We start from the raw sequence: 25,412 nt of genomic DNA, 5'->3' as shown, positions 1-25,412 counted from the left end.
GCCGCCGCCACGCCCCTGGGGAATAAAGAAAATCAGCGCGGGGCGCCGCTCTTGAGCCACTGCGCGATGGTCGCGGCATCGGCATCGCTGAGCGTCTGCGCCGGCATCGGGATCTGGCCCCACACACCCACGCCGCCGGAGCGGATCTTGCCCGAAAGATAGGCGATTGCGTCACTGCGCTCGCCATGCTTCTTCGCAATCTCCTGGAACGAGGGGCCCACCAGCTTGCTGGCCAGCGCATGGCAGGCGCTGCAGCTGTTCTTGTTCAGCAGGGCCGTCGGTGCGCCCGCGGCCTTGGGCGCCGGCGCGGGCTCGGCCCGGCGCTGCGGGGGCGCGCCCGAGGGCTTGCTGGTGTCGGCGCCATGCTGGGGCCCGACCGCCCGGTTCTGCTCCGCCAGGTTGCCATGCGCGTTGCGTGCGTGGTCGGGCAGGAAGGAGCTGATCTTCGCTTCCGCCGGGCAATCCTTCATGCAGGCCTGGGCACGGGTATCGGGGGCCTTCGCCTTGGTGAGGCCCTTGCCGGGCCACAGTGCATGGTCCAGCGTCATGCCCTTGCGATTGGGCATGCGCTGCTGCACGGCGCCGATGTTCTGGTCCGACAGCACGAAGTCCTCGGGCACGATGCCGCCCAGATTGAGCAGGAAGGCGGTCACGCTGTAGACCTCCTCGGTGCTCAGGCTCTTGGGTGCCGTCCAGGGCATGGCGCGGTTGATGTAGTCCCACAGCGTCGACACGGTGGCCACCTTCATCAAGGTGGTGCGGCCCGGGAAGCTGGGATCGTTGAGCCTGGCCACATGGCCGGTCTTGATGTCCTCGGGTGTGGTGCCGCCCACCAGGGGCGCGAACACCTCGCCGCTTTCACCGAAGATGCCATGGCATTGGGCGCATTTGCCCTCCCAGACCTCCTGGCCCCTTGCCACCGAGCCGCTGCCCTTGGGCAGGCCCTTGAAGTCGGGGCGCACGTCGATGTCCCAGGCAGCGATTTCCTTGGGTGTGGCGGCGCGGCCGACACCGGGGAAGTCCCTGGCCGGCTGCGCCAGCGCCGCCGTTGCCAGCAGCAGCGTGCCGAACAGGCCGAACATCGCGAACTTAGGAGAGCTGGACATTCTTCACCTCCCCGTCTTCCTGCACCAGCCAGGTCTGCACGGCATTGTTGTGATAGATCGAGCGGGTGCCGCGCACCTCGCGCAACTGCTTGTAGCTGGGCTGCACATAGCCGGTCTCGTCCATGGCGCGGCTCTGGATCAGGGCGGGCTTGCCGTCCCACACCCAGTCGATGTTGAAGCGGGTCAGGCACTTGGGCAGCACCGCACCCTCCAGGCGGGCGCTGCGCCAGTTGCGGCCACCGTCCACCGACACGTCCACCCGCTTGATGCGGCCACGCCCCGACCAGGCCAGGCCGCTGATGTTGTAGAAGCCCTGGTCCAGCAGCACCTGGCCGCCCGAGGGCGTGGTCACCACGCTCTTGCATTCCTGGATGCTGCTGTACTGGCGGTGTTGACCGCCCGGCACCAGGTCGATGTAGTGCACCGCCTCGTCCTTGCTGGCATAGGGCTGGTCGCCCACCTCGATGCGGCGCAGATACTTGACCCAGCTGACACCCTGCACGCCCGGCACCACCAGGCGCAGCGGGTAGCCCTGCTCGGGCCGCAGCATCTCGCCGTTCTGGCCATAGGCCACCAGCACCTCACCGCTCTCCACCATCTCCATCGGGATGGTGCGCGTCATCGAGGAGCCATCGGCGCCCTCGGCCAGCACGTAGCGGGCCTTCTTGTAGTCCACGCCCGCCAGGTCCAGCAGGATGCGCAGCGGCACGCCGGTGAACTCGCTGCAGCTCAGCATGCCGTGCGAGTACTGCACCGTGGGCACGGCCACATTGCCCCATTCCATGCCAGTGTTGGCACCGCACTCGATGAAGTGGAAGCGCGACACCGAGGGCAGGCGCATCAGTTCGTCCATGGTGAAGACCATGGCCTTCTTCAGCATGCTGGCGTCGGAGCCGTTGAGCATCAGGCGGTGCTTGGACGGGTCGATGTCCCACCAGCCCTGGTGATGGCGTTCGAAATGCAGGCCGCTGGGCGTGACGATGCCGAACAGCGACTGCAGGGGCGCGAACGATACCGAGGCCTGCGCCGTTTGGGTCAGGCCCGGACTCTGGCGGCGCTGCACATTGGCCTCGTACCTGGAGGGCTTGCCGTAGCCCTCGGTCGCCACCGCCTGACCCAGGCCCTTGCTGTGCTCGGGCAGGGTGAGGATGTTGGGGTCGCCCTCGCCGGCCTGCACCGGGTTGGAAGTGGCCAGCGCCACCGGCGCAACTGCGGCACCTGCCGCGGCTCCGGCGGCCACAAAGGCCTTGCGCATGAAGTCGCGCCGCCCGCTCTTGGCCTCGGCAAAGACCTGGCGTATGCCCGCCGGGTCCAGGAAGTTCTCGGGCGCCTTGATCAGCCGGCCCCTTGGCTTGTCGTCAGAACTCACTACCACTCCTTCGCTTCATGCGGACCGTCCGACGCTTCCGCCGTGCCGCCCGCCGCTGCCTGCCCCAGCACGCCCACGCCCTGCAGCATCTCGCGCAATGCCTGGGAGCGCCCCGGCACCACGCGGTAATACACCTTGGCGCCGGCACGTCGCCGCGTCACCACACCGGCCTCGAACAGTGCCCGCAGGTGATGCGACAGGTTCGGCTGGCTGCCGCCCACCAGGGCCAGCAACTCGCCGACATTGCGCTCGCCCTGACACAACTCGCCCACGATGCGAACCCGGCAGGGTGCCGCCAACACGGCAAACAAGGCCGAGGCGCTATCGAATACCCGATCGCGCAGTTCATCGTGGTTGCCGCTATTCATGCATACATCACTATGCCCGAATATTCGTCACAAAGAAAGTACTCGGATTAAGTATTTCCACCGACCTGCCGTGCGCCCTGGGGCAGCCCCTGGCAGGCAGTTAACATCGGGCACCACCGGCCCCATGGCCCTGCCCCAGCCCCTCTGTCACCCATGAAACTCGCCACCTGGAACGTCAACTCCCTGGCCGTGCGCCTGCCGCAGCTGCTCGACTGGCTGGCGGCGAATCCGGTCGATGCCCTGGTGCTGCAGGAGACCAAGCTCACCGACGACAAATTCCCCACCATGGAGATCGGCGCGGCCGGCTACCAGGTGCAGTGGTTCGGCCAGAAGACCTACAACGGCGTGGCCCTGATCAGCAAGACCCCGGCCAGCGCGGTGGTGAAGAACATCCCTGGCTTCGCCGACGAGCAGGCGCGCGTGATCGCCGGCACCGTGGCCGGCGTGCGCGTGGTGGGCGGCTATTTCCCCAATGGCCAGGCGCCCGACAGCGACAAGTTCCAGTACAAGATGGGCTGGCTGCAGGCCCTGCAGGACTGGCTGCGCCAGGAGCTGCAGACGCATGACAAGCTGGTGCTGATGGGCGACTTCAACATCGCCCCTGAGGATCGCGATGTCTACGACCCGGTGGCCTGGGCCGGCCAGATCCATTGCACGCCCGAGGAGCGCGCCCATTTCCAGGCCTTGCTGGGCCTGGGCCTGAGCGACGCCTTCCGGCTCTTCGAGCAGCCGGCCAAGAGCTGGAGCTGGTGGGACTACCGCAACCTCGCCTTCCGCAAGAACCAGGGCCTGCGCATCGACCACATCCTGGTCAGCGCGGCGCTCAAGGGCGCGGTGAAGTCTTGCGTGATCGACAAGCTGCCGCGCAAGAACGAGCGGCCCAGCGACCACGCGCCGGTGCTGGTCGAGATCGAGCTCTAGCCCTGGCTCATCCGGGCCTGCAAGGCCGCGAAGAAGCGGCCCACATGCAGGCCGTCCATCAGCGCATGGTGCACCTCCACATGCACCGGCATCCATAGCCGGCCGCTGCCGGGCTCGGGCTCGTAGCGGCCCAGCGCGAACTTGGGAATGGCGTCCCCGCTGCCCAGCTGGCGCGGGTGCGAGAAGCTGCTGAAGCTCAGCCAGGGGATCACGGTGGTGTGGATCATGTCCTGGCGCGGCAGCTTGTTGCTGACGATGGCATCCGGGTCGGAGGCACGCGCCGCCGCCAGGCTGGCCCGCGCCTCGCGCACGAAGCGGCCGAAATCGGCGTGATAGGCCAGATCGGCAAAGGCCAGGCTTTCATCGCTGCGCAACACCGTGGTGCTGGCGTCGACCTGCGCGTACTCGATCACCTGGCCATCGACGATGCGCTGGCGGAAGCAGGCGAACTCGTTGGCCGTGGCCAGCAAGGCGTGGTGGTAGGCCAGGAAGGGTGTGGCCTCGGCCTGCGCCTTGGCGCGGGCCAGCAGACCGCTCAGCTCCACGCGCGTGCAGAGGCTGAAGTAAGGCTGGTTGAGTTGGCGGAAGAACTCGAAGCTGTGGCGGCGTGGCCAGCTGTTTAGGTCGATCAGGCGAGGGCTGCGGGGCATGGAGGCATGCTATCAGCCGCGCATCAGCTCCAGGCACTCGTCCAGCAGGGCATGCAGCTGCGCGACCTTGGCATCGCCCAGCCTGTCGTTGAGCGAGAGCTGGGCACGCTTCCAGCTGCCCTTCATGGCCTGGCGCTTGGCGCGGCCGGCCTCGGTCAGCTGCAGGCGGTGGCTGCGCGCGTCATCGCCCTCGGCCAGTTCCACCAGCCCGGCTGCCACCAGGCCCTGCACATTGCGCGAGAGCGTGGAGACGTCCAGATCCATGCGCCGCGCCAGCTCGCTGGGCTGCACCGGGCCGAGCTGGTCGATGTGGGCGAGCAGCGAGTACTGCGTGGTCTTGAGCCCGGTCTCGGCGAAATGGGTCTCGCAATGCTGCGACACCAGCCGCGTCAGCTGGCGCAGCTTGAAATTGGTGCAGCCCTGCGGGCCTTGCTTCGGCGCGGGCTTTGCTGCTGTCGCGGGTTTGCTTGACATGCCGGCATTGTAGTGGCGATGATTGCAGCTGCAATAGTTGCATATACAAACATTGGAATCAACGATGGACGCACGCACAAACCCAGCCCCCTCCGCGGCGGACGAACTGCTGGCCCAATGGCAGGCCGACGAGGCCACGGTACGCGCCCGGCTGCGCCCGGAGCATGGACTGGCGCGGCCCGAGCAGCTGGCGGGCCTGACCGGCCTGCAGCAGATGCAAGCCCTGCTGAACGGCGAATTCCCGCCGGCGCCGATTTCGCACACCCTGGACTTCTGCCTCATCGAGGTGGCGCATGGCCGCGCGGTATTCCAGGGCCGGCCACAGCGCAAGCATTACAACCCGCTGGGCACCGTGCATGGCGGCTGGTTCGCCACCCTGCTCGATTCGGCGCTGGGCTGCGCGGTGCACACCAGCCTGGAGCCGGGGCGCGCCTACACCACGCTGGAGTTCAAGGTGAACCTGGTGCGGGCGCTGTCAGACCGCGTGCCGCTGGTGCGCGCGATCGGCGAGGTCACCCATGGCGGGCGCCAGGTGGCCACCGCCGAGGCGCGCCTGGTGGGGCATGACGGCAAGCTCTATGCCCATGCCAGCACCACCTGCCTGGTGTTCGAAGCCAGGGCCTGAGCCCTCAGCCCCGCAAGGCGTGCGTGGCCTGGGCCAGGCGCGTGATGCGGGCCCAGTCGCCGGCCTCGATGGCATCGGCCGGCGTCAGCCAGGAGCCGCCGCAGACCTTCACATTCGGCAGCGCCAGGAATTGCGGCGCACTTTCGGGCGTGATGCCGCCGGTGGGGCAGAAAGCCACGTCCGGGAAGGGCCCCGCCAGCGCCTTGAGCAGGTTCACCCCACCCACCGCGGTGGCCGGGAACAGCTTGAGAAAGCCATAGCCCGCGGCGTTCGCCTGCATCACCTCGCTGGCGGTGGACACGCCGGGCAGGAGGGGCAGGTCTTGCGCCTGGCAGGCCGCACCCATGGCGTCGGTATAGCCGGGGCTGACGCCGAACTGGCAGCCGGCGTTCTTGGCCGCCACCACATCGGCCACCGTACGCAGGGTGCCGGCGCCGACGATGGCCTCGGGCACGGCGCGCGCCATCGCCTCCATCGCCGCCAGCGCCACCGGCGTGCGCAGCGTCACTTCCAGCACACGCACGCCGCCGGCCACCAAGGCCTGGGCCAGCGGCACGGCATCTTCCAGGCGCTGGATCACGATCACCGGGATCACGGGGCCGTGGGCGGCCAGGCTGAGAGTTCTTGCGTCGCTCATGTCACTTCCTAAGGTCAGAGCCAGGCTTAGAGCCAAGAAATGGCGCCTTCTTCGGCGCTCTTGACGTTGCGGCGCAGCCCGGCGAACAGCTCGCGGCCGAGGCCGGCGCCGTTCTCGGCCTGCTGCTCGGGCGCGATGCTGGCAAGCGCGCGCTGCGCCCACTCGGCCTCGGGCACCAGGGCCTGCAGCTCGCCGCTGACGGCATCCATGCGCACCAGATCGCCATCGCGCAGCATGGCCAAGGGGCCGCCTGCCAGTGCCTCGGGGCTCACATGGATGGCGGCCGGCACCTTGCCGGAGGCGCCGCTCATGCGGCCGTCGGTCACCAGCGCGACCTTGAAGCCCTTGCCCTGCAGCACCGCCAGCGGCGGCGTGAGCTTGTGCAGCTCGGGCATGCCATTGGCCTGCGGGCCCTGGAAGCGCACCACCACCACCACGTCGCGGTCCAGCTCGCCGGCCTTGAAGGCCGCCTGCATGGATTCCTGATCGGTGAAGATGCGCGCCGGCGCCTCGATCACATGGCGGTCTTCCGGCACCGCCGAGACCTTGATGACGGCACGGCCCAGATTGCCGGCCAGCAGCTTGAGGCCGCCGCTGGCGCTGAAGGGGGCGGCCGCCGTACGCACCACGCCCTCGTCGCTGGAGCCCTCGGGCAGCGCCTGCCACTGCGGCTTGCCATCGGCACCCAGGCTGGGCACGCGGCCATAGGCCTGCAGGCTGGGGCCGGCGACGGTCAGCACGTCCTCGTGCATCAGGCCGGCCTGCAGCAGCTCGCGGATCACGAAGCCGGGGCCGCCCGCGGCCTGGAACTGGTTCACATCGGCGCTGCCGTTCGGATAGACGCGCGCCAGCAGCGGCACGGCGGCCGAGAGCTCGGAGAAATCGGTCCAGTCGATCAGGATGCCGGCCGAGCGCGCCACCGCCACCCAATGGATCAGGTGGTTGGTGGAGCCGCCGGTGGCGAGCAGCGCGACCATGGCGTTGACGATGCAGCGCTCGTCCACCAGGCGGCCGATCGGCGTGTAGTTGCCCTTGGCGGTGATGCTGAGGGCCTGGCGCACCGCGGCGCGTGTGAGCTGCTCACGCAAGTCGTCCTGCGGGTGCACGAAGGCCGCGCCCGGCAGGTGCAGGCCCATGGCCTCCAGCAGCATCTGGTTGCTGTTGGCGGTGCCGTAGAAGGTGCAGGTGCCGGCGCCATGGTAGGCGGCGGACTCGCTCTTCAGCAGCTCCTCGCGCCCCACCTTGCCTTGTGCGTAAAGCTCGCGCACCTTGGCCTTCTCGCTGTTGGAGATGCCGCTGCTCATCGGGCCGGCGGGCACGAACACGCAGGGCAGATGGCCGAAATGCAGCGCGCCGATCAAGAGCCCCGGCACGATCTTGTCGCAGATGCCCAAGAGCAGCGCGCCATCGAAGACATCGTGACTCAGCGCGATGGCGGTGCTCATGGCGATGCTGTCGCGCGAGAACAGGCTCAGCTCCATGCCGGGCAGGCCTTGCGTGACGCCATCGCACATCGCCGGCGTGCCGCCTGCCACCTGCACGGTGGCGCCTTGGGCATGGGCCTCGGCGCGTATCAGCTCGGGGTAATGCTCGTAGGGCTGGTGGGCCGAGAGCATGTCGTTGTAGGCGGTGACGATGCCCAGATGCGGCGCCTTCTCGGCCACGATGCGCAGCTTGTCGTTGGCGGGCATGGCGGCAAAGGCATGCGCCACATTCGCGCAGCCCATGCGTTCCACGCCGCGCTTGCGGCCGGCCAGCTGTGCCACCTGGGCCAGATAGCGCTCACGGGTGGCGGCGCTGCGCGCCTGGATGCGCGCGGTGACCTCGCTGATCAAGCGAGCGGTCTTGGTTGTCATACGGTCAGCCCCTGCGCCGATGTAACTCGGCCGGATTGAAATTGGTAACCATATTACAAGATCCGGACCCTGTTGCGGTTACAGCCGGGGTACGAAAGCGCCTGGGCCGGGCGCAAAAAAGGGCATCCCCGGAGTCACTGGGGATGCCCAAGAGGGCCTGTCTGGATGAGGCCCGGGCGGCCGAGGAAGCCGCCCTTCGGTCTTCTGTCTTCGTCTACCGGTATCCGGTGGTCGTCAAACCAGGCTCGACTGGCTTAGCGCACCACGGCGATCTGCTCGCGCGCACCGCCCTTGTAGGTGAACAGGGTCAGCGCGCCATTCTTGATGTCGCCCTTGCCGTCGAAGCCGATCGTGCCGGTCACGCCCTTGTAACCGTCGGTCTTGGCCAGCACCGGCAGGTACTTGGCAGGTTCGGCCGAGCCGGCCTTCACCATCGCCGCCACCATCACGTTCACGGCGTCATACACATAGGGGGCGTAGATCTGCACGTCCACCTTGTACTTTTCCTTGAACTTGGCCTTGAAGCCTTCCATCGACTTCTTGGATTCGCCTTCCACGCCACCAGCCTCGGCGCACACCACCTGGCCGTCACCCATGGTGCCCGCGGCCAGCTTGGGCAGCTCGCCCGAGCAGATGCCGTCGCCGCCCATGAACTTGGCTTCGATGCCCAGCTGCTTCATCTGGCGCAGCATCGGGCCGGCCACCGCGTCCATGCCGCCGAAGAAGACCACATCGGGCTTCTTGGCCTTCAAGGAGGTCAGGATGGCGGTGAAGTCCGTGGCCTTGTCGTTGGTGAATTCGCGACCGACGACCTTGCCGCCGGAGGCCTTCACGCCCTTTTCGAACTCGTCGGCCACGCCCTGGCCGTACGCGGTGCGGTCATCGATCACGGCGATCGACTGGCCCTTGAGTTCCTTCACGGCGTACTTGCCCAGCGTGCCGCCCAGGTGCACGTCGTCGGCCACCACGCGGAAAGCGGTCTTGTAGCCGTTGCGGGTGAACTTGGGGTTGGTCGCCGAGGGGCTGATCTGCGGCACGCCAGCGTCGCTATACACCTTGGACGCGGGGATCGAGGTGCCCGAGTTCAGGTGGCCGATCACGCCGTTGACCTTGGAGTCCATCAGCTTCTGGGCCGCGGCCGTGCCCTGCTTCGGGTCGCCCGCGTCGTCTTCGGCCAGCAGTTCGAACTTGGCCTTCTTGCCGCCGATGGTGACGCCCTTGGCGTTCAGCTCATCGATGGCCATGCGCGCGCCCAACTCATTGTCCTTGCCCAGGTGGGCAATCGCGCCGCTGGTGGGGCCGACATGGCCGATCTTCACGACCAGGTCTTGCGCCATCGCGGGCGCGCCGAGCAGCATGGCCGCAGCGGCAATCAGGGTGGGTTTCATGAGGGAGGTCATGGGTTTGTCTATCTCCGATGTGTTGTGCCGGCCGGGGAAGTCATTTCGCGGCTGCGTGGCGCGCGGGCGCACGCCCTTCCCCGTCCGGCTATATGCCCGCTAGGAACTCGGTAGAAAGGTTCACTCGCCGAGGTAGGCGGCGCGCACCTTGGGGTCGTTGAGCAGATGCTTGCCTTCGCCGGTCATGGTGACGATGCCGCTTTCCATCACATAGCCGCGATTCGCGGCCGCCAGCGCCCGGCTGGCGTTCTGCTCCACCAGCAGAATGGTCACGCCCTGGCCGTGGATGTCGTTCACCACCTCGAAGATCTTGTCCACCATGATGGGCGAGAGGCCCATCGAGGGTTCGTCCAGCAAGAGCACCTTGGGGCGCGCCATCAGCGCACGGCCCATCGCCAGCATCTGCTGCTCGCCACCCGACATGGTGCCGGCCAGCTGGTTGCGACGCTCCTTCAGGCGCGGGAAGATGCCGAACACCTTGTCGATATCGGCCAGGATCTCGGCCTTGTCGTTGCGGATGTAGGCGCCCATCTGCAGGTTCTCGGTGATGGTCATGCGGGTGAAGGTGCCGCGCCCTTCCGGCACCATCACCAGGCCCTGCTTGACCAGGTCCCAGGCGCCCTGGCCCTTGATGGACTTGCCCAGGTATTCGATCTCGCCGTCGGCCACCGGCTGCAGGCCGGTCACGGCCTTCAGCGTGGTGGTCTTGCCGGCGCCATTGGCGCCGATCAGGCTCACCAGTTCGCCCTGGCGCACCTCGAAGCTCACGCCCTTGACGGCCTGGATGCCGCCGTACGCGACCTTGAGGCCACCGACCTTGAGCAGGATGTTGTTGTCTGCCATTTGCGTTTCTCCTGAACTCAGTGGGCCTTAATGGGCCTTGTGACCGGCGCCCAGATAGGCCTCGATCACCTTCTCGTTGCGCTGCACATCGGCCGGCGTGCCTTCGGCAATCTGCTTGCCATAGTCCAGCACGGTGACACGGTCGCACAGCCCCATCACCAGCTTGACGTCATGCTCGATCAAGAGGATGGTGCGGCCGTCGTTGCGGATGCGGTCGATCAGCTCGCGCAGCACCACCTTCTCGGTGGCGTTCATGCCGGCGGCCGGTTCGTCCAGCGCAATCAGCTTGGGGTCGGTGGCCAGCGCGCGCGCAATCTCCAGGCGGCGCTGGTCGCCATAGCTCAGGGTGCGCGCCTTGAACTCCGCGTACTTGCCGATGCCCACGTAATCGAGCAGCTCCTGGGCACGCTTGGCGATCGCGGCCTCCTCGGCCTTGAAGCCGGGGGTGCGAAACACCGCGCCGATGAGGCCCGAGCCGGTGCGCACATGGCGGCCCACCATCACGTTCTCCAGCGCCGTCATCTCGGCGAACAGGCGGATGTTCTGGAAGGTGCGCGCAATGCCGGTCTTGGCAACCTGGTGCACCGCCGTCGGCGCATAGGGCGCGCCGCCCAGCTCGAAGGTCCCCGCGTCGGGCGTGTAGAGGCCGGTGATGACGTTGAAGAAGGTGGTCTTGCCGGCGCCATTGGGGCCGATCAGGCCATAGACCTGGCCCTTGTTGATCTGGATGCCCACCTCGGAGAGGGCTTGCAGGCCGCCAAAGCGCTTGGAGACGCCGGCGACTTTCAATACGGTTTCTTGTTGGCTCATGCTTTGCTCTCCTTGCTGCTCACTTGCTCACCGGCTGGGGCGCACCCTTGCCGTGTTCTCGCGCGGGCCAGAGGCCGCGCGGGCGCGAGAGCATGATGCCGATCATCGCCAGCGCCACCAGCAGCTGGCGCAGGATGGCGGCGTCCAGGCGGCCACCGGTCATCTCCTGCAGCGGGCCGGCCACATAGCGCAGCACCTCGGGCAGCGCCGACAGCAAGAGCGCACCCAGGATCACGCCCGGGATATGGCCGATGCCGCCCAGCACCACCATGGCCACGATCATCACCGACTCCTGCAGGCTGAAGGACTCGGGCGACACGAAGCCCTGGAAGGACGCGAACATCGAACCCGCCACGCCGCCGAAGGTGGCGCCCATGCCGAAGGCCAGCAGCTTCAGGTTGCGGGTGTTGATGCCCATCGCCTTGGCGGCGATCTCGTCCTCGCGGATCGCCATCCAGGCGCGGCCGATGCGCGAGTTCTCGAGGCGATAGCAGATGATCACGGTGAACACCACCAGCGCCAGGAACAGGTAGTAATACAGCGTCACCGACGGCAGCGTGAAGCCGAACACTTCCAGCGGCTTGCCGAGGTCGATGCCGAAGAAGTGGATCGCGTCGATCTGGCCGATGCCGCGCGGGCCGTTGGTGATATTGACCGGGTGTTCCAGATTGTTGAGGAACACGCGGATGATTTCACCGAAGCCCAGGGTCACGATGGCCAGGTAGTCGCCGCGCAGCTTCAGCGTCGGTGCGCCGAGCAAGACGCCGAACAAGCCGGCAAGACCTGCCCCCAGCGGGATGATGACCCACAGCGGCGAATGCAGGCCGCCCGGGAACATCGCCAGGATGGACTCGAAGTTCTCGCTCAGGTGCGGGCTGGCCAGCAGCGCGAACATATAGGAGCCCACCGCGTAGAAGGCCACATAGCCCAGGTCTAGCAGGCCCGCGTAGCCCACCACGATGTTCAGACCCAGGGCCAGCATCACATAGAGCAGGGCCAGGTCCAGGATGCGCACCGGGCCGTTGCCCAGCTGCTGCACGAACAGCGGCACGATCAGCAGGCCGATGGCGGCCGCCAGAAAGACGAACAGTTTGTTGTTTTGCATCGTGTACTCCTTAGGCACGATCGGCCACGCGCTCGCCCAGCAGGCCCGAGGGGCGCAGGGTCAGCACCAGGATCAGCGCCACGAAGGCGAAGATGTCGGCGTAATGGCTGCCCAGCACGCCGCCGGTGAGGTCACCCAGGTAGCCGGCACCGATGGCCTCGATCAGGCCCAGCACCACCCCGCCCAGCATCGCACCGGCGAGGTTACCGATGCCGCCCAGCACCGCGGCGGTGAAGGCCTTCAGGCCGGGCATGAAGCCCATCGAGTGCTGCACGGTGCCGTAGTTGGCCGCCCACATCAGGCCGGCAACGGCGGCCAGCGCCGCACCGATCACGAAGGTGGCCGAGATCACCACATCGGGCTTCACACCCATCAGGCCGGCCACGCGCGGGTTCTCGGCGGTGGCGCGCATCGCGCGGCCCAGCTTGGTGTGGTTCACCAGCCAGAGCAGGCCGCCCAGGATGATGACGGTGATGACCAGGATCAGGATCTGCGTGACCGTGATCACCGGCCCGCCCAGGTCGATCGCCACCGAGGGCAGCAGCAGCGGGAAGGGCTTGGGATTGGGCTTCCAGACGATCATCGCCAGGGTCTGCAGCAGCAGCGACATGCCCATCGCGGTGATCAGCGGTGCCAGGCGAGGCGCATTGCGCAGCGGCCGGTAGGCAATGCGTTCGACCGCGAAATTGAGCAGGGTACACACGACGATGGCGCACAGCAGTGCCACCAACATCAGGGCCCAGCCCGGCAGGCCGGTGTCAGCCAGGGCGCTGACCACGGTCCAGCTCACGAGTGCCCCGACCATGAGGATCTCGCCATGGGCGAAATTGATCAGGTTGATGATGCCGTAGACCATCGTGTAGCCCAGTGCCACGAGTGCATACATGCTCCCGAGCACCAGACCATTGATGATCTGTTGCAAAAAAGTCTCCATCTGCTTACTTCCTTTTTGTGACGGATGAGCCGTCAGACTGGTGCCAGGGTTTGCAACACCCGTGCCAAAAATCACAAGCTTCGGGTAATCACCGAGATCACCCAGGACCCAAGGGCCCGGCACGCCCCCGACCGCCGCCCGGGAGGGCGGAAATCGACACTGGCGCCCGCCACACCGTGCGGACTTCGGCACAAACCAGCGCCCGGCCGGGCGAACGGCGGCGCCGGGCGATGGCGAGCGACAGCGGGGCATGCCGCCGGCGGCCCGAATGTTGGGCACACTACGCAAGCTCATGGTGTTCGCAGATTCCTCCTCCTGGCGCGGCCTGCGCTTTGTCTTCACGCCCGGCTGGCTGGCCCGGCTGCAGCGGCGGCTGTTGCGCCCCAGCTTCATGGTCTGGCTGACCCTGATCCTCTTGGGCGCCGGGCTCTGGCTGGGCCAGCGCTGGAGCGAGCGCAACGGCATCTCACAGCTCAACGCGGTGGCGGCCGAGCGCCTGGAGCTGTATGCGGCCATGCTCGAGGCCGAACTGGCCCGCCACGCCTATCTGCCCAGCCTGATCGCCATCGACGAGGAGGTGGCGGCAATGCTCGACGCCCCCGGCGACGCCGCGCTGCGCCAGCGCGCCAGCCTGCGCCTGGCGCGCATCAATGTGCGTGCCGGCGCGCTGATGAGCTTCATCGCCAACTCCCAGGGCCAGGTCTTGTCCAGCAGCCAGGCCCAGGCCAATGTGGCGGTGGAGCCGGGGGTGCTGAAGCAGGCGCTGGCGCTCAACGAGGCGCCCGGCCATTTCTTTGCGGCCAACCGTGAGCAGGCCAGCACCGAGTACTACCTGGTGCATCCGGTGCGCCGCGGCCAGCGCCTGCAGGCGCTGATCGTGGTGAAGCTGGACCTCGCGCCGCTGGAAGCCACCTGGGTGGACCTGGGGTTGCGCTCGCAGGGCGAGAAGCTGCTGGTGGTGGATGAGCGCGGCGTCGTCATCATGTCCTCGGTGCCGCGCTGGAAGTACCGTGTGCTGGGCGAACTCGACGAACAACGCCGGCGCGAGCTCGAGGCCAGCGGACGCTATGCCGGCGCGACGCTGGAGCCCATCGGCCTGACACCCGAGGTGCTGGAGCAGGAAGACAGCAGCCTGGTGCCGGCGCCGCGCGACGATGCCGATGTCGGCCGCCGGCCACGCCAGCTGCTGGCGCAGCAGCGCGCCGCGGTGACCGCCGGCGTGCGCCTGCTGGCGCTGTCCGACCCCAGCGAGGTCTGGGCCCAGGCGCGCTATGCCGGCTGGGGCGGCGGCGCGGTGGGCGCCAGCGTGGGCATGCTGGCGCTCTACCTGGCCTCGCGCAAGCGCGCGCTGCTGCAGCTCTCGCGCGCCCGCGACGAGCTGCAGCTCGCGCATGGCCAGCTGGAGGGGGTGGTGGCCGAGCGCACGCGCGAGCTGCGCAGCACCAACGAGGAGCTGAAGCGCCAGATCGCGCAGCGCATCCAGGCCGAGGACGAGCTGATGCAGGCCGGCAAGCTGGCGGTGCTGGGCCAGATGTCCACCGGCATCACGCACGAGATCAACCAGCCGCTCACCGCGCTGCGCGCGCTCTCGCGCAACAGCCTGCAGCTGCTGGAAAAGGGGCGCCACCAGTCGGTGGCCGACAACCTGCGCATGATCGACGACGTGGTCGAGCGCATGAGCCGCATCACGCGCCAGCTGAAGAGCTTTGCGCGCAAGGCCGAGGTGGTCTATGCGCCGGTCTCGCTGGCCGAGGCGGTGACCAATGTGCGCCTGCTGATGGAGCACCGCATCGAATCCGAGGGCGTGCGCCTGCGCGTCGAGGTGCACGAGGAGCTGCTGGTGCATTGCGACGGCAACCGCCTCGAGCAGGTGCTGGTGAACCTGCTGGCGAACGCGCTCGACGCGGTGAAGGATTCGAACGAGCGCTGGGTCGGCATCAGCGCGGCGCGCGCCGGCGACCGCGTGGTGGTGCGCGTCAGCGATACCGGCACCGGCATGGACGACGCCGCGATCGCGCGCCTGTTCGAGCCCTTCTTCACCACCAAGCCGGCCGGCCAGGGGCTCGGCCTGGGCCTGGTGATCTCAACGAAAATCGTGCACGAGTTCGGCGGCACGCTGCGGGCGCGTCGCGGCCCGCATGCCGCCGGGATGAGTTTTGTTTTCGACCTCAAGGCGGTCGACAGGGATGCCCATGTTTGAAGGTTACAAGGTCCTCTTCATCGAGGACGACCCACCGGTGCGCGCCAGCCTGGCGCAGACGCTAGAGCTGGAAGGCCTGGAGGTGCAGGCCTGCGGCTCGGCCGAGGAGGCGCTGGCATCGATACAGCCCGGCGCGCAGCTGGTGGTGGTGACGGACGTGCGCCTGCCCGGCATGGACGGCCTGGCGGTGCTGGACCATGTGATGGCCACCGACGCCGGCATCCCGGTGGTGCTGATCACCGGCCATGGCGACATCGCGATGGCGGTGCGCGCGATGCGCAGCGGCGCCTACGATTTCATCGAGAAGCCCTTCGCGCCCGAGCGCTTCGTCGAGACCGTCCGCCGCGCGCTCGACAAGCGCGTGCTGCGCGTGGCGGTGGACGAGCTGCGCGCCCAGCTGCAGCGGCGCAGCGGCATCGAGGCGGTGCTGCTGGGCAAGTCGGCCGCGATCGAGCAGGTGCGCGCGCAGATCCTCAACCTCGCCGACACCTCGGCGGACGTGATGATCCTGGGCGAGACCGGCACCGGCAAGGAGCTGGTGGCGCGCTGCCTGCACGACCAGAGCCACCGCCGCGACCGCCACTTCGTCGCCATCAACTGCGGCGGCCTGCCCGAGGCCCTGTTCGAGAGCGAGCTGTTCGGCCATGAGCCCGGCGCCTTCACCTCGGCGGCCAAGCGCCGCATCGGCAAGATCGAGCATGCCAATGGCGGCACCCTGCTGCTGGACGAGATCGAGACCATGCCGATCACGCTGCAGATCAAGCTGCTGCGCGTGCTGCAGGAGCGCCGCCTGGAGCGCCTGGGCTCCAACGACGAGCTGCCCATCAATGTGCGTTTCATCGCCGCCACCAAGGCCGATCTGCGCGCCCTCAGCGAGGCGCAGAAGTTCCGCGGCGACCTCTACTACCGCCTCAATGTGGCGACGCTGGAGCTGCCGCCGCTGCGCGAGCGGCGCGAGGACATCCCGCTGCTGTTCGAGCATTTCGTGACCCAGGCCTGCGCGCGCTACGAGCGCCCTGCCCCGGAGCTGACCCCGCAGCGCCTGCGCGAGCTGATGGCGCACGACTGGCCCGGCAATGTGCGCGAGATCCGCAATGCTGCGGACCGCTTCGTGCTGGCGATCGGCAGCGGCGAGGGCGTGAGCGCGGCCGAGGCCGGCGCCGGCCTGCCCAGCCTGGCCCAGCACATGGACCTGGTGGAAAAAGCGCTCATCGAGCAGGCCCTGCGGCGCGCCGGCGGCAAGGTGCCGGTGGCGATGGAGATGCTGGGCATTGCCAAGAAGACGCTCTACGACAAGCTGCACCGCCACGCCATCGACCTGGAGAAGTTCCGTTAGCGATAGTGGTTCGGGTCCGCCGAGTCGGTGGGCCTGGCGATGACGCGCTTGAAGGCCTCGTTCATGGCGAGCTGCAGATTGATGCCGCGCGGCGGTATCGGCGCGAGGAACCAGCGCTGGTAGATGGCGTGGATCTCGCCGCGCTTGTAGAGGTCGGCCAGCACCCCGTCGACCAGCTGCTTGAAGCCCGCATCGTCGCGCGGCAGGCCCAGCGCATAGGGCTCGACGGTGAGCGCCTCGTCCGAGATCACGTAGTCGCCCGGGTTGGCCACCCCGGCCAGCGCGCTGCGCAGCAGCACATCGTCCATCGCATAGGCCACCGCACGGTCGGTCTGCAGCAGGCGGAAGGCATCCTTGTCGTCCATGCCGCCCAGGATCTTCATCTCCAGGCGGCGGCTCTGGTTCACCTGATGCAGGAACTGGATGCTGGTGGTGGCGATGGTGGTGGCCACCGGTTTGCCGCGCAGGTCTTCCAGGCCGCGGATCTCGGCACTCCGCTTGGAAAGCAGGCGGCTCTCGGCCACGAAGGTGGTGATGGAGAAGGCCTGGGTCTTCTGCCGCTCGGCGGTATTGGTGGTGATGCCGCATTCCAGGTCCACGCTGCCATTCGCCACCAGAGGCATGCGGGTGGCCGAACTCACCGCGATCAGCTTCACCTCCAGGTCGGGCAGCTCCAGGCGCTTCTTCACCGCCTCGATGACGCGCTGGCAGAGGTCGATCGAGTAGCCGATCGGCTTGAGCTTGGCATCCAGGTAGGAGAACGGCGCCGAGGCGACGCGGTAACCCAGCACGATCACGCCGGTGTCGCGCACCTTGCGCAGCGTGGCCGAGGCCTCCTCGCCCTGCGCGGCCGCGGGCGCGGCCAGGCCGGCGCACAGCATCAGCGCGGCACTCAGGCGCAACAGTGGGGCAAGGAGCTTGGAATTCATGGCGGAGCCGCGCATTCTCGCCGCAGCCGTGCGCCTGGCAAGCGGGCAAGCCCCAGGGCGCCGGCGCAGCCGGTCGTGCTCAGGGCCACTTATGGCAGCATGAGCGTCATGTCCTCAAGCACCGCCGACCCCACCGCCCTGGCCGATCTCCTGCACGCCCTGCCCCCGCGCAGCCAGCGGCTGCTGGCGCTGGCCAGCCAGCAATGGGACCGCCGGCGCGGCCTGTTGGTATTCGCCTACGGATCGCTGATCTGGAAACCCGGCTTCAGCGCGCTGGAGCGCTGGCCCGCCGCCGTGCATGGCTACCACCGCGCGCTGCGCCTGCGCTCGCTGGTGAACCGCGGCAGCCGCACCCAGCCCGGCCTGGTGCTGACCCTGCTGTCGGGCGGCAGCTGCCGCGGCCTGCTCTACCGCGTGGCGCCGGCGCACAGCCAGCAGGTCCTGGAAGCGCTGTGGGCACGCGAGATGGTGGTGGGCTCCTACGACCCGCGCTGGCTGGATTGCCGCACGCCGGCGGGCAGCTTCAAGGGCCTGAGCTTCACGCTCTCGCGCAAGAGCCCCGGCTATGTGGGCGCGATCGCCGATGCGGAGCTGCTGCATATCCTGCGCCACGCGCAGGGGCGCTATGGCAGCACGTTGGACTATCTGGCGCGCTCGGTCGCCGGCCTGCGCGAGCACGGCATCCACGACCATGAAATGGAACGCCAGCTCGCGCTGGCGATGGCGCATGGGCTGCTGCCGGCCGGCGCTCTCAAGTAAACGAAGGGCCGCTCCCGAGTTTGCTTGACCCCCTCGGGGGGCCCGACGCGCAGCGGCAGGTTTGGGGGCCTTCAGGAAGCGCCGGTGGGTTGACTGGCCGCGTGGGCGCGCACGCGCGCCAGGTCCTCATCGGTATCGACATCCAGCAGCACGCCGGGGTCGTCCAGATCCACCGCCTGGGCCGGATAGCGCGCCACCAGGCGGCGCGCGCCCTCGTCGCCCTGCAGCCCCACCAGCTCGGAATAGAGCTCGGCGCTGAAACCAACCGGATGGCCGCGCTGGCCGCGGTACTGGGCATAGGCCACCGGGTATTGCTCGAGCGCCTGTGCCACCGCCACCATGCTGCTGGCACGCAGCATCGGCATATCGCCCGGCACGATCAGCCAGCCGTCGGCATCGCCGGTGGCACTGACACCGGCCGCGATCGAAAACCCCATGCCGAGCGGATTGGGCTGGCCGCGCGCATTCAGCTCGGGCACCAGCACCACCTCGCGTGCCGCGACCATGCGTTTCACGCTGGGCTCCAGCGCAGCCGTGGTCACCACCACCACGCGCATGCCGCTGGCAATGGCCTGGCCGATGGTGCGGGCCAGCACGGTCTCGTCGCCCAGGGATTGCTCCAGCTTGTGCCCTGCGCCGCGAAAACGCATGCCGCGTCCCGCCGCAAGCACGACGACTGCAGGTCGCCGCTTTGTCATCTGGATCGTCCTTCCATCTACCCCTCGACCACCCGCATTCGTTCAAACGTCTTCTGTACAAGCCCGCGGGCGTATCTCCTGCGGCAAGCATGCCCGCCGCCCCCTGTAGGGCCTAGTGGTAACTTCACTTAAGGCTTTCTACCGTCACCGGTTGCGGGGACGGATACTAGAGGCATGAGTCAAAAGCTATCCGACCTGCGCAAGAGCTACGAACGCGCCGAACTCGACGAATCCACCCTGGCCCAGGCGCCGCTGGAGCAGTTCCGGCGCTGGCTCACCGAAGCCCTGGCGGCCGAGGTGCCGGAGCCCAATGCGATGACGGTGGCCACCGTGGGCGCGGATGGCCGCCCCTCCACACGGGTGGTGCTGATCAAGGACTATGACGCCCGCGGCATCGTCTGGTACACGAACTACGACAGCCGCAAGGGCCGCGAGCTGGCCGCGCACCCCTTTGCCGCGCTGCAGTTCCATTGGGTGGAGCTGGAGCGGGTGGTGCGCATCGAGGGCCGCGTGGAACGCGTCAGCGCCGCCGAGTCCGATGCCTATTACGCCAGCCGGCCGCTCGATTCGCGCCTGGGCGCCTGGGCCTCGCCACAAAGCCAGGTGATCAGCTCGCGCGCCGTGCTGGTGGCCAATGCCGCCAAGGCCGCCGTCCAGCATGGGCTCAGCCCGGCGCGGCCGCCGCACTGGGGCGGCTTCCGCCTGGTGCCCGACAGCTGGGAGTTCTGGCAGGGGCGCAAGTCGCGCCTGCACGACCGGCTGCGCTACCGCCTGCAGGCGGATGGCAGCTGGTTGCAGGAGCGCCTGGCTCCCTGATCGAGCCCGGCGCGCCACTCAGAAGCGCACTTGCAGCCCGGTGTGGATGCTGCGCCCCGGCAGCGGTGCCAGCGCGCGGATGGTGGCAATGCTGCTGGCGCTGTAGGCGAGCTTGTCGCCCAGATTGTCGAGCTTGAGGTACCAGAGCGCGTCCAGATCGCCGTAGCGCAGCTGGCGCGCCAGGCTCAGGCGCAGCAGGCCGTAGCCGGCGGTGGGCTGATCCAGGGCCGGCACGCGGCTTTGGCGCGCGGCCAGGCGCCAGTCCAGCTTCAGGCTCCAGGGGCCCCGCAGGGCATCCAGCGCCAGGCCGGCGCGCAGCGGTGCCAGGCGCGGCAGCGGCTGGCCATGGCTGAGGTCCTCGCCGCGCACCGCGTCGAGCTGCGCCGCCAGACCCAGCTGCCAGGCGGCCAGCGCGGGCAGCGCATGCTTGAACTCGAGCTCGAAGCCGCGCAGGCGCGCGCGCACGCCCTGGTACTGGTACACCGGCAAGACCTGACCCCCGACCTCCTCGCTGGCACCGGTGGCCGCCAGCGCCAGGTAGTTGCCGAAGCGGGTTTCGTAGAGCTGCGCCGAGAAACTGTTGGCACCCTCGGCCCAGCGCAGGCCCAGCTCGCCGGCGTTGGCACTCTCCAGCGCGAGCGCGCTGTCGCCGCGCTCGAAGGCGCCGGTGGCCACATGCTGGCCATTGGCAAAGAGCTCGTAATACATCGGTGCGCGCTGGCTGCGGTTAAGGTTGGCGCTGAGCGTCCAGCCCGGCCGCAGTTCGAGGCTGCCGCTCAGCGAGAAGCTGTGCGGCCTGAAGCGGCGCGTCGCGGCGGCGCCGAACCTGGGCTCGGCGGCCGCGCCCGTGTCCGCATCGCCGTCCGAGGCGACGCGCACGCGCTCCGCGCGCAGGCCCAGCGCGATGCCGGCGGCGCCGAACTTGGCCTGCTCCAGCACGAAGGCCGCGTCCGCGGCGGTATGCGTGGCCGGCACCAGGGCCTCCTCGCCCAGCGCCGAGAAGTCGGACCGCTCGGCCTGCAGACCCAGCACGCCATGCCAGGCGCCCAGCGGCGCATGCGCGGCCTCGACGCGGGCATCGGTGCCGCGGCTCTTGAAGGTGGTGCCCACCGCGCCGTCGCCCTCCACTTCCTGGTGCTCGTAGCGCGAGCGGCTCAGCTGCCACTGCAGCTTGCGCAGCGGGCCGTCGGCCACACGCCATTCACCGGCGCTGGCGATGCGCTGGCGCTGCATGCGCACCGTCACATCGGGCTCGACGGTGACGCCGTAATCCTGCCGGTAGTCGTCCAGCGCCAGGCCGGCATAGCCCTGGGGCTGGACCCAGGAGGCACCCAGCGCGGCGCTGTGGCTGTCGCTGGCGGAGTTGCGCACATGGTCGGACCAGCCCGCCTCCGCGTTGCCGAAGCGCGGCACCGACAGGTCGCCGGCGCGGCGGCCCGAGACATCGGCATGCCAGGCCAGGCTGTCGGCGCCGCCGTCCAGCACCAGCGCGGCATTGCGCTCGCGGGCGGCGCCACCCAGGCGCAATTCGGCCGCGCCGCCCAGGCCGGGCTGGGCCAGGCGCGGGATGCGGTTGTCCAGGGTGTTGACCACCCCGCCGATGGCATTGCCGCCATAGAGCAAGGCGGCGGCGCCGCGCAGCACCTCGATGCGATCGATCACCAGCGGATCGACTGGCACGGCATGGTCGAAGCTGAGGCTGGAGGCGTCCACCGAGGCGCCCGAGTTGTTGAGCATGCGCACGCGGTCGCCGTCCAGGCCGCGGATGCTGGGGCGGTTGGAATTGGGGCCGAAATAGGTGGAGGCCACGCCGCTCAGGCCCTCCAGGCTCTCGCCCAGGCTGGCGCCGCGGCTGAGCACCAGGGCATCGCCGCTGAGCACATGGTTGGCCGGCGCCAGCTCCTGGCTGCCGAGCGGATTGCCGGTCACCACCACGGTGCTGAGGCGTTCCTTGTCGGCCGCCGCGCCCTGCGCCGACGCGGCATGGGGATAGATGGCGGCCAGGGCCAGGGCCAGCAGGCCAGGCCGGAAATTGAGAATGGGCATATGAAGAGACACTCGATGAGACGCCCGGGCAGGCCGGCGCGCGCGGGCCTGCATGGGCGACGCCACCCGGGCGGGCCGGGCGGAACCTGGGCTAAGGCTCAGGCGAGTGCGGGCGGGCCGCGCGCCGCGCGCGACCAATGGCGCTGCAGCGGGCTTGCCGCCGGCGCCCGCGCCGCCGGGACGGCGGGCGCATCAAGGACCAGGGCCGGCGCCGCATGGGCGCACAGCAGGTCGAACTGGGTGAACTGGTCGAACAGCTGGCAATCGGCACTGCCGATCTTGTGACCCAGGCTTTCGCCCGCCACCGCCGCGGCCAGCTGCACCGTCTTGGCCAGCGCGGGCATGTGCACCGTGCGGTGCCACAGGCCCAGGCCCTGCAAGGCCAGCAGGCTGATGGCGCAGCACCAGGCCAGCCACTGCGCACGCAGGCGCGATGACCGGGGATGGTGTTGCGGCTGCTGCGGCATGCGCCTCAGTTGCCTTGCTGCTGCGCGTCGCTGACGCGGTAGTACATGCCGTAAGGGTCGTCGCTGAGCACCGCCATCGTGCCCTCCACCACCACCGGCTCGAGCGTGTAGCGCACCGGATTCTTGCTGCGCACCTCCACCAGGCCCTCGGGGCCGGCGGGCACGCAGAAGGAACAGCTGGTGGGCACCGAGGAGAGCAGGAAATGGCGCTGCTTGTCACCGGGCTCCAGCGGCAGCATGAAGCCCTGCACCTTGACCTTCTGCTTGTCCAGCGCCTGCACCGAGCCCGGGAAGGTCGGCACGAGGCGGTTCTTCTCGGCCTTGGTCGTCACCGAGGACAGCAACTGCCAGGCAACGATGCCCTCGCGCTCCTGCAGGGGCTTGAAGGGGCTGCGCGGGTCGTGATAGCCGGGGCCCTGGCCGATGGCGGGGCTCTGCGCCTGCGCTCCCGCCATGCCCTGCATCAGGGCCAGCGTCAGGGCTAGGACAGCGACGATCGAAAAGCAGCGTCTGGAATTCATGGATACATCCTCACGACCTCATTGTGCCTTGTTGCCGCTACGGCCGCCGCGGCGGCTGAACGGGGGGCGAACAGGAACTTAGCGCGGGCTCTGCAGCAGCTCGGTGACGTCGAGGCGGAAGGCGCGCCAGGCCGGCCAGGCCGCACTCGCCAGCGCCAGCAGCAGGGCCAGGCCCGGCACCGCCCATTCCCAGGCACTCCACCAGGCGCCGCCAAGGCGCAGCGATTGCTGCTCGGCCAGCAGCAGGCCCAGGCCTTCGGCCAAGGCATGGCCCAGCGCCAGCCCCAGGCCGCTGGCAAGCAGCGCCAGCCAGACGGCCTCCAGGCTCACCAGGGCCGCCACCCGCCAGGCCGGCGCGCCCAGCATGCGCAGCATGGCCAGATCGCCCTGCCGCTCGCGCACCGCGCTCAGCAGGCCCACCAACACCGACAGCGCCGAGGCCAGCAGCAAGACGATGGCGAAACCGCGCAAGACCTCGGCGCCCACGCCCAGCATGCGGAACAGGCGCGCGGTTTCCAGCGCCGGTGCGGCCGCCTGCAGCCCCGGCTGTGCATTCACCCAGCGCGGCAGGCTCACCGCCGCCAGCGGGCTGCGGTAGCTCAGCAGCAGCATGGTGATCTCGCGCTCATCCACCGCGTTCGCTTCTTCCGCGTCTCCCTCATGCCCGTGCAGCGCCCAGACCGAGGCCAGATCGGTCAGCACCAGGCGATCCAGCACGCTGCCCGTGGCCTTCAGCACGCCCACCACCTGGTAGGGCCGCTGGGCATGGGCCTCGCCCTCGCTGCCCAGGCCATGGCTGCCGGCAAAGCGGTCGCCCACGCGCAGCCCGGTCCGGCGCGCCACCTCGGCGCCCAGCACCGCCTGCAGCGGCTGCTGCCACAGTGCGCCCTGCGCCAGCTCGGCCTGGTATTGGGCCAGGTAGTCGGGCTCGGTGCCAACGATGCGGTAGCCGCGCAGGCTGTCGCCCAGCGCAAGCGGAATGGCGCGCGCCACCAGCGGCTGGGCGCGCAGTTGCGTCAATGTCTGTAGGGGGATGTTGCCGGTCGGCACATCGAGGTGGAACACGCCCGCCAGCATGATCTGCATCGGGCTGCCCTTGGCGCCCACCACCAGGTCGATGCCGGCCAGGTCGCGCCGCAGCCCGGCCTCCAGCTGCTCGCTGCACAGCATCACGAAACTCATCGCCGCCAGCCCCAGGCTCAGCAGCGCCAGGTTCAGCAGGCTGGCCAGCGGCCGCGACCAGAGATAGCGCCAGGCCAGCGCCGCCAGCCTCATGCCGATACTCCTGCGAGGCGCAGCGTCTGCAGGCCCGGCAAGGCGGCCATCATGCTGGCCACGCGGGCGTCGTGGGTGGCCAGCACCAGGCTCAGGCCCTCCTGCTCGGCCGACTGGGCCAGCAGGTTTAACACCGCCGCGGCGGCGGCGTCATCCAGGTTGGCGGTGGGTTCGTCGGCCAGCAGCAGGCGCGGCTGGCGCAACAACGCACGCGCCAGCGCCACGCGCTGCGCCTGGCCCACGCTGAGCTGGTGCGGGCGCCGCTGCGCCAGCGCGGCAATGCCCAGCCGCGCCAACAGGCTGGCGGTGCGCGCCGCGTCGGGCGGCAGGCCGGCCGCCACATAGGGCATCGCCAGGTTCTCCCGCACGCTCAGGCTGCTGCTGAGGTGCAGGCGCTGCGGCACAAAGCCCAGCTGCCGGCCGCGCCAGGCATCGCGCGCGCGGGCGCTGAGCGTCCCCAGCTCGGTGCCGGCCACGCGCAGCTCGCCCTCGCTTGCGCTCAGCAGCCCGGCCAGCAGGGCCAGCAAGGTGCTCTTGCCGCAACCCGAGGGGCCCTGCAGCAGCAGGTGGCCGCCGGCGGGCAAGCACAGGTCGGGAAAGCCGAGCCGCGCGCCCCCGGCATAGGCGTAGGCCAGCCGCCTGGTCTCGATCATCATGCGCGCGGCCTCAGGAAGCGCGGCGCACCAGGCGGGCAAAGGTGGCGAGGAATTTATCCACCTTGGCGGCCACCACGAAGGCGCAGTAGCCCTGGTCGGGATGGCGCGCGTAGTAATGCTGGTGATAGGCCTCGGCGGGCCAGTAGTTGCGCTCGGGCTGCAGCTCGGTGACGGCACGGCCGTGATGCAGATGCTGCACCTCGTCCAGCACCTCGCGCGCCAGCTGTTCCTGCGCGGCGTTGTGGAAGTAGATGCCCGAGCGGTACTGCGTGCCGACGTCGGCACCCTGGCTGTTCAGCGTGGTCGGGTCGTGGATCACGAAGAAAATTTCCAGGATCTCGCGCAGGCTGATCTGCTGCGTGTCGAAGCGCACCCGCACCACCTCGGCATGGCCGGTGGAGCCCGAGCAGACCTGCTCGTACGCGGGCTGCTGGGCATGGCCATTGCTGTAGCCCGACTCGACGCCCAGCACGCCCTGCACGCGTTCGTACACGGCCTCCAGACACCAGAAGCAGCCACCACCCAGGGTGATGAGTTGTTCGCCGTCGTCGTTCATGGAATTAGCGGCATGGCCCACGTTGCAGGATCTCCATTCAGGTTGCCGGGCAGCA

The 25,412-nt window shown here is 68.9% G+C and carries 26 protein-coding genes; 6 read left to right on the top strand and 20 right to left on the bottom strand.

The features are described from left to right. Window positions 1-32: 32 nt before the first annotated feature. The 3 genes from PFX98_RS19380 to PFX98_RS19370 are packed head-to-tail and all read right to left on the bottom strand — an operon-like array spanning window position 33 to window position 2,843. Window positions 33-1,106 (bottom strand): c-type cytochrome, encoded by a 1,074-nt coding sequence (locus tag PFX98_RS19380; protein ID WP_285232127.1) that lies wholly within the window; start codon window positions 1,104-1,106, stop codon window positions 33-35. Beyond that, window positions 1,090-2,475 carry a sulfite dehydrogenase gene (soxC, locus tag PFX98_RS19375; RefSeq protein WP_285232126.1) on the bottom strand — a complete coding sequence of 462 codons (1,386 nt, stop codon included), beginning with the start codon at window positions 2,473-2,475 and terminating at the stop codon, window positions 1,090-1,092. The genes PFX98_RS19380 and soxC overlap by 17 nt, the downstream gene beginning before the upstream one ends. Next, a complete protein-coding gene (locus PFX98_RS19370) occupies window positions 2,475-2,843 on the bottom strand; it encodes an ArsR/SmtB family transcription factor (RefSeq protein ID WP_285232125.1) in 369 nt (122 codons plus the stop codon). Before PFX98_RS19370 ends, soxC begins: the two co-directional genes overlap by 1 nt. A 153-nt stretch (window positions 2,844-2,996) precedes the next feature. Here PFX98_RS19370 and xth point away from each other — a divergent pair, with 153 nt between their 5' ends. Further along, window positions 2,997-3,764, top strand: a complete 768-nt coding sequence (xth, locus tag PFX98_RS19365; RefSeq protein WP_285232124.1) for an exodeoxyribonuclease III — start codon at window positions 2,997-2,999, stop codon at window positions 3,762-3,764. Here the strand turns inward: xth and PFX98_RS19360 are convergent. Next, complete coding sequence (locus PFX98_RS19360; protein ID WP_285232123.1) at window positions 3,761-4,414, bottom strand: CatA-like O-acetyltransferase; 654 nt, start codon at window positions 4,412-4,414, stop codon at window positions 3,761-3,763. The genes xth and PFX98_RS19360 overlap by 4 nt on opposite strands. Before the next feature lie 12 nt (window positions 4,415-4,426). Continuing rightward, window positions 4,427-4,888 carry a MarR family winged helix-turn-helix transcriptional regulator gene (locus PFX98_RS19355; RefSeq protein ID WP_285232122.1) on the bottom strand — a complete coding sequence of 154 codons (462 nt, stop codon included), beginning with the start codon at window positions 4,886-4,888 and terminating at the stop codon, window positions 4,427-4,429. Between the two features lie 64 nt (window positions 4,889-4,952). Here PFX98_RS19355 and PFX98_RS19350 point away from each other — a divergent pair, with 64 nt between their 5' ends. After that, the gene (locus PFX98_RS19350) at window positions 4,953-5,513 is read left to right on the top strand and encodes a PaaI family thioesterase (RefSeq protein ID WP_285232121.1); all 561 of its coding nucleotides are present in this window, start codon (window positions 4,953-4,955) and stop codon (window positions 5,511-5,513) included. 4 nt (window positions 5,514-5,517) lie between these two features. On the opposite strand, the gene PFX98_RS19345 is transcribed toward PFX98_RS19350, so the two are convergent. From PFX98_RS19345 to PFX98_RS19315, 7 genes are all read right to left on the bottom strand, one after another. Continuing rightward, the gene (locus PFX98_RS19345; RefSeq protein ID WP_285232120.1) at window positions 5,518-6,150 is read right to left on the bottom strand and encodes a bifunctional 4-hydroxy-2-oxoglutarate aldolase/2-dehydro-3-deoxy-phosphogluconate aldolase; all 633 of its coding nucleotides are present in this window, start codon (window positions 6,148-6,150) and stop codon (window positions 5,518-5,520) included. Between the two features lie 26 nt (window positions 6,151-6,176). Further along, window positions 6,177-8,006 (bottom strand): phosphogluconate dehydratase, encoded by a 1,830-nt coding sequence (gene edd, locus PFX98_RS19340; RefSeq protein WP_285232119.1) that lies wholly within the window; start codon window positions 8,004-8,006, stop codon window positions 6,177-6,179. A gap of 254 nt (window positions 8,007-8,260) precedes the next feature. Next, window positions 8,261-9,394, bottom strand: coding sequence for a branched-chain amino acid ABC transporter substrate-binding protein (locus PFX98_RS19335; RefSeq protein WP_425334626.1), 1,134 nt, complete (start codon window positions 9,392-9,394; stop codon window positions 8,261-8,263). A 132-nt stretch (window positions 9,395-9,526) separates the two neighbouring features. Further along, window positions 9,527-10,249, bottom strand: coding sequence for an ABC transporter ATP-binding protein (locus tag PFX98_RS19330; RefSeq protein WP_285232118.1), 723 nt, complete (start codon window positions 10,247-10,249; stop codon window positions 9,527-9,529). A 27-nt stretch (window positions 10,250-10,276) separates the two neighbouring features. Next, window positions 10,277-11,059 carry an ABC transporter ATP-binding protein gene (locus PFX98_RS19325; protein ID WP_285232117.1) on the bottom strand — a complete coding sequence of 261 codons (783 nt, stop codon included), beginning with the start codon at window positions 11,057-11,059 and terminating at the stop codon, window positions 10,277-10,279. A 19-nt stretch (window positions 11,060-11,078) separates the two neighbouring features. Then, a complete protein-coding gene (locus PFX98_RS19320) occupies window positions 11,079-12,164 on the bottom strand; it encodes an ABC transporter permease subunit (protein ID WP_285232116.1) in 1,086 nt (361 codons plus the stop codon). Window positions 12,165-12,174: 10 nt separating this feature from the next. Continuing rightward, window positions 12,175-13,098, bottom strand: coding sequence for a branched-chain amino acid ABC transporter permease (locus PFX98_RS19315; protein WP_285232115.1), 924 nt, complete (start codon window positions 13,096-13,098; stop codon window positions 12,175-12,177). Window positions 13,099-13,390: 292 nt separating this feature from the next. Here PFX98_RS19315 and PFX98_RS19310 point away from each other — a divergent pair, with 292 nt between their 5' ends. Together PFX98_RS19310 and PFX98_RS19305 are read left to right on the top strand one after the other, a co-directional pair. Then, window positions 13,391-15,298 carry a sensor histidine kinase gene (locus tag PFX98_RS19310; RefSeq protein ID WP_285232114.1) on the top strand — a complete coding sequence of 636 codons (1,908 nt, stop codon included), beginning with the start codon at window positions 13,391-13,393 and terminating at the stop codon, window positions 15,296-15,298. Next, complete coding sequence (locus tag PFX98_RS19305) at window positions 15,291-16,634, top strand: sigma-54-dependent transcriptional regulator (protein ID WP_285232113.1); 1,344 nt, start codon at window positions 15,291-15,293, stop codon at window positions 16,632-16,634. Before PFX98_RS19310 ends, PFX98_RS19305 begins: the two co-directional genes overlap by 8 nt. Here the strand turns inward: PFX98_RS19305 and PFX98_RS19300 are convergent. Next, a complete protein-coding gene (locus tag PFX98_RS19300; protein WP_285232112.1) occupies window positions 16,631-17,563 on the bottom strand; it encodes an amino acid ABC transporter substrate-binding protein in 933 nt (310 codons plus the stop codon). The two genes, PFX98_RS19305 and PFX98_RS19300, sit on opposite strands and share 4 nt — an antisense overlap. A gap of 108 nt (window positions 17,564-17,671) precedes the next feature. Between PFX98_RS19300 and PFX98_RS19295 the strand changes: the two genes are divergently transcribed. Beyond that, the gene (locus PFX98_RS19295; protein WP_285232111.1) at window positions 17,672-18,322 is read left to right on the top strand and encodes a gamma-glutamylcyclotransferase; all 651 of its coding nucleotides are present in this window, start codon (window positions 17,672-17,674) and stop codon (window positions 18,320-18,322) included. A 71-nt stretch (window positions 18,323-18,393) separates the two neighbouring features. Here PFX98_RS19295 and PFX98_RS19290 read toward each other — a convergent pair whose 3' ends face one another. Further along, the gene (locus PFX98_RS19290; RefSeq protein WP_285232110.1) at window positions 18,394-18,972 is read right to left on the bottom strand and encodes a nucleotidyltransferase family protein; all 579 of its coding nucleotides are present in this window, start codon (window positions 18,970-18,972) and stop codon (window positions 18,394-18,396) included. A gap of 222 nt (window positions 18,973-19,194) precedes the next feature. On the opposite strand from PFX98_RS19290, the gene pdxH reads away from it, so the two are divergent. Beyond that, window positions 19,195-19,836: a pyridoxamine 5'-phosphate oxidase gene (pdxH, locus tag PFX98_RS19285; protein ID WP_285232109.1), complete on the top strand. Its 642-nt coding sequence runs from the start codon at window positions 19,195-19,197 to the stop codon at window positions 19,834-19,836. An 18-nt stretch (window positions 19,837-19,854) separates the two neighbouring features. Here the strand turns inward: pdxH and PFX98_RS19280 are convergent, their stop codons facing one another. The 6 genes from PFX98_RS19280 to msrA form a co-directional block, all read right to left on the bottom strand. After that, entirely contained in the window at window positions 19,855-21,882 is a 2,028-nt protein-coding gene (locus PFX98_RS19280; protein ID WP_285232108.1) for a TonB-dependent receptor, read from the bottom strand. A gap of 98 nt (window positions 21,883-21,980) precedes the next feature. Further along, a complete protein-coding gene (locus PFX98_RS19275; RefSeq protein WP_285232107.1) occupies window positions 21,981-22,349 on the bottom strand; it encodes a hypothetical protein in 369 nt (122 codons plus the stop codon). A gap of 5 nt (window positions 22,350-22,354) precedes the next feature. Then, the gene (locus PFX98_RS19270) at window positions 22,355-22,870 is read right to left on the bottom strand and encodes a DUF3299 domain-containing protein (protein WP_285232106.1); all 516 of its coding nucleotides are present in this window, start codon (window positions 22,868-22,870) and stop codon (window positions 22,355-22,357) included. 78 nt (window positions 22,871-22,948) lie between these two features. Next, the gene (locus PFX98_RS19265; RefSeq protein ID WP_285232105.1) at window positions 22,949-24,145 is read right to left on the bottom strand and encodes an ABC transporter permease; all 1,197 of its coding nucleotides are present in this window, start codon (window positions 24,143-24,145) and stop codon (window positions 22,949-22,951) included. Then, window positions 24,142-24,798: an ATP-binding cassette domain-containing protein gene (locus tag PFX98_RS19260; protein ID WP_285235638.1), complete on the bottom strand. Its 657-nt coding sequence runs from the start codon at window positions 24,796-24,798 to the stop codon at window positions 24,142-24,144. The genes PFX98_RS19265 and PFX98_RS19260 overlap by 4 nt, the downstream gene beginning before the upstream one ends. 13 nt (window positions 24,799-24,811) lie before the next feature. Then, window positions 24,812-25,357 (bottom strand): peptide-methionine (S)-S-oxide reductase MsrA, encoded by a 546-nt coding sequence (msrA, locus tag PFX98_RS19255; protein ID WP_285232104.1) that lies wholly within the window; start codon window positions 25,355-25,357, stop codon window positions 24,812-24,814. Window positions 25,358-25,412: the final 55 nt, after the last annotated feature.

Source organism: Paucibacter sediminis (assembly GCF_030254645.1).
Lineage (GTDB): Bacteria > Pseudomonadota > Gammaproteobacteria > Burkholderiales > Burkholderiaceae_C > Paucibacter_B > Paucibacter_B sediminis.
Note: the sequence above shows the minus strand (reverse complement) of the source record. Positions and strands in the feature narration are given on the sequence as shown.

Excerpts from the sequence above, each read along its gene's own strand:
- PFX98_RS19295 (WP_285232111.1), top strand. The coding sequence starts at position 17,672 with ATGTCCTCAAGCACCGCCGACCCCACCGCCCTGGCCGATCTCCTGCAC.
- PFX98_RS19315 (WP_285232115.1), bottom strand. The coding sequence starts at position 13,098 with ATGGAGACTTTTTTGCAACAGATCATCAATGGTCTGGTGCTCGGGAGC.
- PFX98_RS19330 (WP_285232118.1), bottom strand. The coding sequence starts at position 10,249 with ATGGCAGACAACAACATCCTGCTCAAGGTCGGTGGCCTCAAGGTCGCG.
- PFX98_RS19355 (WP_285232122.1), bottom strand. The coding sequence starts at position 4,888 with ATGTCAAGCAAACCCGCGACAGCAGCAAAGCCCGCGCCGAAGCAAGGC.
- msrA (WP_285232104.1), bottom strand. The coding sequence starts at position 25,357 with ATGAACGACGACGGCGAACAACTCATCACCCTGGGTGGTGGCTGCTTC.
- PFX98_RS19360 (WP_285232123.1), bottom strand. The coding sequence starts at position 4,414 with ATGCCCCGCAGCCCTCGCCTGATCGACCTAAACAGCTGGCCACGCCGC.
- PFX98_RS19320 (WP_285232116.1), bottom strand. The coding sequence starts at position 12,164 with ATGCAAAACAACAAACTGTTCGTCTTTCTGGCGGCCGCCATCGGCCTG.
- PFX98_RS19265 (WP_285232105.1), bottom strand. The coding sequence starts at position 24,145 with ATGAGGCTGGCGGCGCTGGCCTGGCGCTATCTCTGGTCGCGGCCGCTG.
- PFX98_RS19325 (WP_285232117.1), bottom strand. The coding sequence starts at position 11,059 with ATGAGCCAACAAGAAACCGTATTGAAAGTCGCCGGCGTCTCCAAGCGC.
- PFX98_RS19270 (WP_285232106.1), bottom strand. The coding sequence starts at position 22,870 with ATGAATTCCAGACGCTGCTTTTCGATCGTCGCTGTCCTAGCCCTGACG.
- PFX98_RS19310 (WP_285232114.1), top strand. The coding sequence starts at position 13,391 with ATGGTGTTCGCAGATTCCTCCTCCTGGCGCGGCCTGCGCTTTGTCTTC.
- PFX98_RS19335 (WP_425334626.1), bottom strand. The coding sequence starts at position 9,394 with ATGAAACCCACCCTGATTGCCGCTGCGGCCATGCTGCTCGGCGCGCCC.
- PFX98_RS19350 (WP_285232121.1), top strand. The coding sequence starts at position 4,953 with ATGGACGCACGCACAAACCCAGCCCCCTCCGCGGCGGACGAACTGCTG.
- PFX98_RS19260 (WP_285235638.1), bottom strand. The coding sequence starts at position 24,798 with ATGATCGAGACCAGGCGGCTGGCCTACGCCTATGCCGGGGGCGCGCGG.
- edd (WP_285232119.1), bottom strand. The coding sequence starts at position 8,006 with ATGACAACCAAGACCGCTCGCTTGATCAGCGAGGTCACCGCGCGCATC.
- xth (WP_285232124.1), top strand. The coding sequence starts at position 2,997 with ATGAAACTCGCCACCTGGAACGTCAACTCCCTGGCCGTGCGCCTGCCG.
- pdxH (WP_285232109.1), top strand. The coding sequence starts at position 19,195 with ATGAGTCAAAAGCTATCCGACCTGCGCAAGAGCTACGAACGCGCCGAA.
- PFX98_RS19370 (WP_285232125.1), bottom strand. The coding sequence starts at position 2,843 with ATGAATAGCGGCAACCACGATGAACTGCGCGATCGGGTATTCGATAGC.
- PFX98_RS19300 (WP_285232112.1), bottom strand. The coding sequence starts at position 17,563 with ATGAATTCCAAGCTCCTTGCCCCACTGTTGCGCCTGAGTGCCGCGCTG.
- PFX98_RS19290 (WP_285232110.1), bottom strand. The coding sequence starts at position 18,972 with ATGCGTTTTCGCGGCGCAGGGCACAAGCTGGAGCAATCCCTGGGCGAC.
- PFX98_RS19345 (WP_285232120.1), bottom strand. The coding sequence starts at position 6,150 with ATGAGCGACGCAAGAACTCTCAGCCTGGCCGCCCACGGCCCCGTGATC.
- PFX98_RS19280 (WP_285232108.1), bottom strand. The coding sequence starts at position 21,882 with ATGCCCATTCTCAATTTCCGGCCTGGCCTGCTGGCCCTGGCCCTGGCC.
- PFX98_RS19380 (WP_285232127.1), bottom strand. The coding sequence starts at position 1,106 with ATGTCCAGCTCTCCTAAGTTCGCGATGTTCGGCCTGTTCGGCACGCTG.
- PFX98_RS19305 (WP_285232113.1), top strand. The coding sequence starts at position 15,291 with ATGTTTGAAGGTTACAAGGTCCTCTTCATCGAGGACGACCCACCGGTG.
- PFX98_RS19275 (WP_285232107.1), bottom strand. The coding sequence starts at position 22,349 with ATGCCGCAGCAGCCGCAACACCATCCCCGGTCATCGCGCCTGCGTGCG.